Source organism: Proteiniphilum sp. UBA1028 (assembly GCF_002316955.1).
Lineage (GTDB): Bacteria > Bacteroidota > Bacteroidia > Bacteroidales > Dysgonomonadaceae > Proteiniphilum.
Window position 1 is genome coordinate 37,736 of sequence record NZ_DCEN01000020.1, and the last position, 6,701, is coordinate 44,436.

Consider the following 6,701-nt stretch of genomic DNA (forward strand, 5'->3'; position numbering starts at 1 on the left):
GCCCTCGCTAATCGCAATTATTCTTCGTTTTCGTGGAGCTGCTGTACGTAGACAGCGTGTTGTTTTTGTTTGCGCTTTGCAACGGAGGGTTTGATGAATGCCTGGCGACTGCGAAGCTCTTTTACAACACCTGTCTTTTCATATTTGCGTTTGAATTTCTTCAGGGCTCTTTCGATGTTTTCACCCTCTTTTAATTGTACTACGATCATTATTGTTTGTTTTTTTGTTGTTTTAATGCTTTGGCTTTCGGCTTTTTTTGAGCTTTCAGCCCTTCTTTTATATCGCTGTTCGGTGGGGCGTCTGATGAATCAGGGCTGTGCAGCTCTCTTTCTGACGTGCCTCGATGTCTTTTCCGTTCAGCGGTTAGTTATTGATTTTCTTGCAGAGAAAAACTTTCCCTGTGCCGGAACAATGCATGCTTTTATGTTTGCGTTCGCTGTGTTATCGCGCGTAATCAATAAACCTCCCTTCTATTTGGGCGGCAAAGATACAAAATAAAAATATAAATATCAACACTATAGGGCGCTATTTTTTTTAATTTCTTCACTTATGCCGCTGCTCACTGTTGTCTTTTTTGGGATTCTTCTTTTACCAGCTATCGGTGCGGAAAGATGAAAGCGGGAGACTCCCTTCTACCGTAAATATTTCCGTTGCTTGCGTATCGTTGAAGCAATAACGGACAGCTGCCGGTTTCTCCACGTTGGGTGAGAACACGAAAATCCGGTTACCGGCAACAGCTGCTTTAGCGGGGTAAAATCTTTTGTCATCGCCTGCAACCTCAAACTGAAAAACCTCTTTCCCGTACGTGGTGAGCCCGGGGTTAGCGGGGATATCCAGCGTGAGCACGGCAATGCGGCCTTCCATTGTCACAGATTGAACTTCAGGGCTGCGGTAATGTATCTTTTCCATGCCATATGTTTTTGCTAACGCCCAAAGTGCCATTCGTTCGCCGGCCTGTTTCTTTTTTGGCGGATGGATGCAGCCCGGACTGTCCGAATCCATCAAAACAGCCATTCCCGTGTTGGGCGTTGTCTTCATTCCTTTGGCCTGTGCTTCGCGTATGAAGCCGGAGTTGAGTCCCCCGCCATAGTTATAGGGAGCAATCTGGCAGTAGTAAAACGGGAATTCTCCCACCTCCCAGATTGTGCGCCATTCGCGCACCATCTTGTCGAACAGCTCCACATATCTGTCCGGCTCATCCCGGTTGGATTCACCCTGATACCAGATGGCACCACGAATGCCATATCCTACGATAGGATGTAACATACCATTATATAATACGGTGGGCGTTCCGTTTTTTGATTTTATGTCGGCATCGGTTGCGGGAATCTGAACATCGGCTATTACGCTTTTGATGGAAGAGGGTGTCATCCAGGCTTCGATGCGCGAGCCACCCCAGCTGGTGTGGATCAGTCCGACAGGAACATCCAGCGCCTGATTCAGCAAGCGGCCGAAAAAATAGCCTGTCGCCGTGAAATCCGGTGTTGTCTCCGGCCCTGCTATTTCCCAAGTGCCTTCACCGTCGGTCTGAGGGGCTGACTTGGAAGCCTTTTTCATGGTGAAACAGCGGATGCCGGGATTCCGGGAGGTGGCAATCGCTTCCGGCCCTCCCTCGATCGGTTGATTTGCAAAACCCTTCATTGGCATCTCCATGTTGGATTGTCCGGAGCAGATCCATACTTCCCCGATCAGAATGTTGTTCAGCGTGACTGCTTTGCCGTCGCTAATTGTTATGGTGTAGGGCATATGGCAAGCAGCTGGTGTTTTCACCTTCAGTTTCCAATAGCCTTGCAGGTCGCTTTTTGCCGAATAGCTTTTCCTGTCCCAGGAGGTGGTAACCCGAACGGTGGAGTTTGGCTTTGCCCAACCCCAGATTGCCGCTTCCGTTTGTTGTTGCAATACCATGTTGTCGCCAAAAATGGCAGGCATTTTAATCTCCGCATTCAACGAGAATATGGCGGAGGAAAGGAACAAAAGAAATCCAAGGCAGGCTGATTTTGTAATTTTTTTCATGACACGTAAATTATGTTTTTTCACTAATTAATAGGCAAAAATAATGTTTTTTTTAAAAAAATACTATTTGTCTGCGTTCTATCTCCTGTCTCAGTTTTGTGACATAGAAAAAAATGAGGTTGTCTCGAAATAAGAGACAGCCTCGTGATGGCATTCAAAGATTTATTTCAATCGCTTACTTTACTTCTTCAAGAAACAATTATCACTGTAAATCTGTTAATCATAATCTTATGGCACGGATACGATACAAATGACTACTTTTTTGATATCAGTTACATTATCTTATTGTTACCCATTTCCCGAATTTTTTATCTCTCTTTCGTGACTGATAATGACTGCTTAGACATACTGATATATTTATCGAAAACCATCTTATAATTGTTTACCATGAGTTCCCACGAATAATTTTTCCGGGTAAATTTTTCACCTCGCTTTGATAATGCTTTAAGTCTCTTTTTGTCGGATAATAATTCGTGAATTTTATCAATCCATGCGGGAGCATCTTCGCTGGGCAACAGGTAGCCGTTTTCACCATCGATAACTGCATCCGTGATTCCTTCGATTCCCGAAGCCAGAACAAAAGTACCGCGCATACTCGCTTCTAAAGCTACCAGTCCGAATCCTTCAATATCGCCTTCTACGCGAATATTCGGCATGATGAACAAATCGGCAAGAGATAGCACTTGCAGTAAATCTGTATATGGCAGGCTGCCTAGGTGAAAAACATTTTTCTGTAGCTTCAGCTGTTCGCCCACTTCTCGTGCATCGGATGCTAAACCGAGCATCAATTGAACCTTTTGACTAAGACTGTGAGGTAGAGCTTGCGATGCTTTTTCGAAAAAAGGGAACTCTGTTTTCATCGGCCCAATCATTAACAAACAGATATTACTATCAAGATGGGGTATTACGTTTTTTAAAAACCATGAAAATCCTTTCCTTTTAACCGGCCTTCCCACTGTTACCAGAATATGCTTACCTGTCACATCAATATTGTAATTGTTTTGAAGTTTTGCAATGATATCTCTATCAAATGGAATGTCGCCCAAACGAATGTCCACACCATTTTTTATGGTGTACGTTTTATCTTTATTGAATCCTCGTTGTAAACATTCATTCTGGGTAGATTGGCTCACGCATATCGCTCCGTCAAACTCTGATAATTTGGGTATCAACTTATGTTGAAATATATCGAGAGGAAATGTGATGTCCAATCCGTGATAAGTTACAATAACGGGAATGTTCGTGTTTTTTTTTAACCATAGACAAGCAATTCCCATTGCCCCATCGTTTAAGTGGATAAGTTTGATGTTCGGATTTTCTTTTAATGTGGTTTGGATATCGGATTTAAGGTGTCTGAACCACATAATTTTGCTTTTCCCGTTTTTATAGGCAATTACGTGAGTTTTGTAATGATTTGACAATCCTTTTATCAACTCAAAGCTTTGTTGTTCCATACCGCCGATCATAGGCGGGTATTTATGAGTTATGCACAGAATTTCAGTCATTTGGATAGTTTGATTTGTGTCTCTTTTGGGAGTATGAAGTAAAAAACGCCAGCCGTACCAAGCCAAAGCAGCTGTCTGGCTATAGATGTGACGTAACCAGATGTGGAAGCGAGGACAACACCGCCAATCATGTCCGGCATTTCATATAAGGATCTCTTCAGCTCTCTAAAATCGATAGCCGAGATGAATTTTCCGATAAGAATAAATGCGATTATTAGCAGGATGGCAACAAAATACACTTTGTTTTTTTTTATAAAATTATAAACGTCTATTCTCTTTATTAGGAAGGGCAACATGCGCGAGGCTTTCAATATCTTTGAAATATTCTCTCGACAGTTCATCCCAGCATAATGGTAAAGCATACTCATAACCCGCCGTTTGCATTTTTTCTCTAAGTTGTTTGTTGTTGAGTAAGGTCTTTATTTTATTGATATAGTCTGTTGGATTATCGGGCTCACACAGAAAACCGGTTATCCCGTCTTTTACCAATGCTTTTGATCCGCCGCCGTTTGCAATTACCGGGACGCATCCGCTCGACATGGCTTCTATTACCACATTTCCGTATGTTTCAGATATTGACGTAAAGACAAAAATATCACACGATGCATATACTTTTGCCAGGTTTTCATGATCGAGAAAACCAAGGAAAATGGCATTTTTCATTTTCAGTTTAGCTTTTTCTTCGGCTACGCCATTTCCTGCGATAACGAAATTAACGTCTATACCCTGCGATTCGATTTCATCGTAAATACCAAACAATGTTTCCACGTTTTTCTCCCAAACCAGTCGTGACACAAATAAGATACACGGTTTATCGTTACCCGTAAGATTTCTTATAAAATTGATATCTCTTTTCGATGGATTAAATAAATGAGAGTCGATGCCGCGCTGCCACAATTTCATAACACTTCCCGACACTCCGTAAGCTTGCAGCTCTTCCATTATTTTCTGTGTAGGTACATAAACAATGTCACACTGGTTGTAAAATACCTTGTATATTTTTTTAATCACAGATTCTACTGGTTTTATAAGAAACGGGGCATATTTGAGATAATATTTTACGTAAGAAACAAAGTGAGTGTGGTATATGGATAAGACCGGTTTATTATTTCTTTTTGCGTAGTCTAAACCAAAAAAGCCAATGGCAGAAGGAGTTGTGATGTGAACTACATCTGGATTTAATTTTGACAAAGACAATAGCAGCTTTGCTCTGCTTAAGCGTGGGAAAGCCATCTTGTAGCTTATGTTGAATGGGATTCTTATTGCAGGAGTTTTTATTACCTTGTGTTTAAAACGATGTTCTGGCGCCGTGCCGGTAAAAAAAGTATATGCAAAACCAACTTTTGGAATTCTCTCGATAAGCTGATATATGGTTTTAATCGCACCGTCGAAGTCTTTAATCAAAATGTCGGCAAAGAAAGCTACCTTAACAGTGGGGGGAGACAGATATTTTATTCGTCCGTTAGGATGTAGAGCCAATTGATTACCAGCTTTGAAAAGCGTTTTTCTCTCAATTACTTCTAAATCGAAACTATTTTCCATATCACATTAATACAACTAAAGTGCATTGTCTTTTGGGACAAACATAGTGAGCGTTAATCGATGAAAGGGGCAAAAGGATTTCGTAAACGTCGTAAAAATTATTTACGTATTAGCTACGATTGCCGCCACACCACCTTTTTTATGCCCGGTTTCCACGTAGTGGTGGGCTCCCACAATTTCTTCCAAAGGATAAATCTTATCCATAACAGGTTTTATATAGTTGGCTTCAATAAGTGAAGTTATTCTCTCAAGCCGTTTTGAATCCAACTGCAAAGCTTCATCGTCTATCGAAAGATATTGGCCATTTCGCTTCAAAGCCTTTTTACAAGCACTTTTTAATTTCGATTTTTTGAATTTTCCCACGCTGTCCAATACCAAGTCGTATGTTACTCCCTTGGGAATAGTATGTTGTTTGGTATAGTCTATTGTTTCGTCAGCACCTAACTTTTTCACCATCTCCACATTTGTGTTGCCGCACACAGTGGTAACCTTGGCGCCGATATGTTTTGCTATCTGTATGGCAAGCGTGCCCGATGTCCCTGACGCACCGTAAATAAGAATTTCTTGGCCTTTTTGAAGATTGCTCTTTTCAACTTGTTGCAGGGCAAGCAATCCGCCATACGCGGCGGCGGTCGCTTCTTCATGAGTGATGTTTTTGGGTTTGAGAGCAATGCATCCTTTTGATGAATCTGTTTCTTTCAGGCATAGGTATTCGGCGTAGGTCCCGAAAGTGTATCCGGGCATTCCGTAAACCTCATCGCCTACTTTAAAACGTTTGATTTCATCCCCGACCGATTCAATAACGCCGGAAAACACGGAGCCTAAAATCTCTTTTCTAGGCTTTAAAATCCCTATCTTCAGGCGCATGGGTATCATCATCCATAACGGAACCTGCGAGCTTCTGATAAACATGTCACTTGCCGTTACGCCAGTGGTATAAATCTTTATACAAACCTCATCTTTCTTGGGTTTAGGTTTGAGTACTTTGGTAAGTCTTAACACGTCAGGAGCGCCATATTTCGTACAAATAACAGCTTTCATATACTCCATAAATTTCATTTGTTTTAAAACCTATACACCGGATGTCAATTAACCAACGTCAATAATCTTGTAAAATTAATTCTGAGCAGTTAGGCATGATGCAAAAATCGACATAGGTAATAAAGTAAGATTTATTCTCTTTATCAATAAATTTCTCACAAATTTATCGATAAGATGTTACGATTTGGTAAAGAATTTGTGAAGAGTTTGTTACATATTGATAGGGATATGTTGACATTTTATATGTATGTTTTTCTTTTTTAAAAGAAATGACATTTCCATCAATGACTTCTTAATTTATAGTTTACACGCACTTTGTACTGTGAGATTATAAGTAGAAATGTTCATAATGTAAATTATCGTCATATTCCCTTATTATCAATAATTTTAAAACAAAAAAGTGGATGACCCCTTTGATCATCCACTATGAAATGAAGAAAGACTAAAAAAACTCAGTTAATTTTGTTCACAAAAATAGGATTGCTGTAAAACCATAAATCTTCGAATGCTTTAGCGGCGTCATTGGCTTCGAAAACATCAAGTACCGGATTTCCATATTGATCTATTTCCGAGTTTTTATTGTCAAAGGTGTGATGCGTT

5 protein-coding genes are annotated in these 6,701 nt (G+C 40.6%); all 5 read right to left on the reverse strand.

Annotated features, from left to right (window positions below):
- Window positions 1–17 precede the first annotated feature (17 nt).
- Window positions 18–209, reverse strand: a complete 192-nt coding sequence (gene rpsU / locus B3Z75_RS02395; protein WP_286854122.1) for a 30S ribosomal protein S21 — start codon at window positions 207–209, stop codon at window positions 18–20.
- A gap of 379 nt (window positions 210–588) precedes the next feature.
- On the reverse strand, window positions 589–2,013 hold the full coding sequence (locus B3Z75_RS02400; RefSeq protein WP_286854119.1) for a sialate O-acetylesterase: 1,425 nt from the start codon (window positions 2,011–2,013) through the stop codon (window positions 589–591).
- A gap of 308 nt (window positions 2,014–2,321) precedes the next feature.
- Window positions 2,322–3,479, reverse strand: coding sequence for a glycosyltransferase family 4 protein (locus B3Z75_RS02405; RefSeq protein ID WP_294067334.1), 1,158 nt, complete (start codon window positions 3,477–3,479; stop codon window positions 2,322–2,324).
- Between the two features lie 297 nt (window positions 3,480–3,776).
- Window positions 3,777–5,060: a glycosyltransferase family 4 protein gene (locus B3Z75_RS02410; protein ID WP_286854112.1), complete on the reverse strand. Its 1,284-nt coding sequence runs from the start codon at window positions 5,058–5,060 to the stop codon at window positions 3,777–3,779.
- Window positions 5,061–5,162: 102 nt separating this feature from the next.
- Window positions 5,163–6,110: an NAD(P)-dependent alcohol dehydrogenase gene (locus B3Z75_RS02415; protein ID WP_294067337.1), complete on the reverse strand. Its 948-nt coding sequence runs from the start codon at window positions 6,108–6,110 to the stop codon at window positions 5,163–5,165.
- Window positions 6,111–6,701: the final 591 nt, after the last annotated feature.

Coding starts and splice junctions, on each gene's coding strand:
- rpsU (WP_286854122.1), bottom strand. CDS start 209: ATGATCGTAGTACAATTAAAAGAGGGTGAAAACATCGAAAGAGCCCTG.
- B3Z75_RS02400 (WP_286854119.1), bottom strand. CDS start 2,013: ATGAAAAAAATTACAAAATCAGCCTGCCTTGGATTTCTTTTGTTCCTT.
- B3Z75_RS02405 (WP_294067334.1), bottom strand. CDS start 3,479: ATGATCGGCGGTATGGAACAACAAAGCTTTGAGTTGATAAAAGGATTG.
- B3Z75_RS02410 (WP_286854112.1), bottom strand. CDS start 5,060: ATGGAAAATAGTTTCGATTTAGAAGTAATTGAGAGAAAAACGCTTTTC.
- B3Z75_RS02415 (WP_294067337.1), bottom strand. CDS start 6,110: ATGGAGTATATGAAAGCTGTTATTTGTACGAAATATGGCGCTCCTGAC.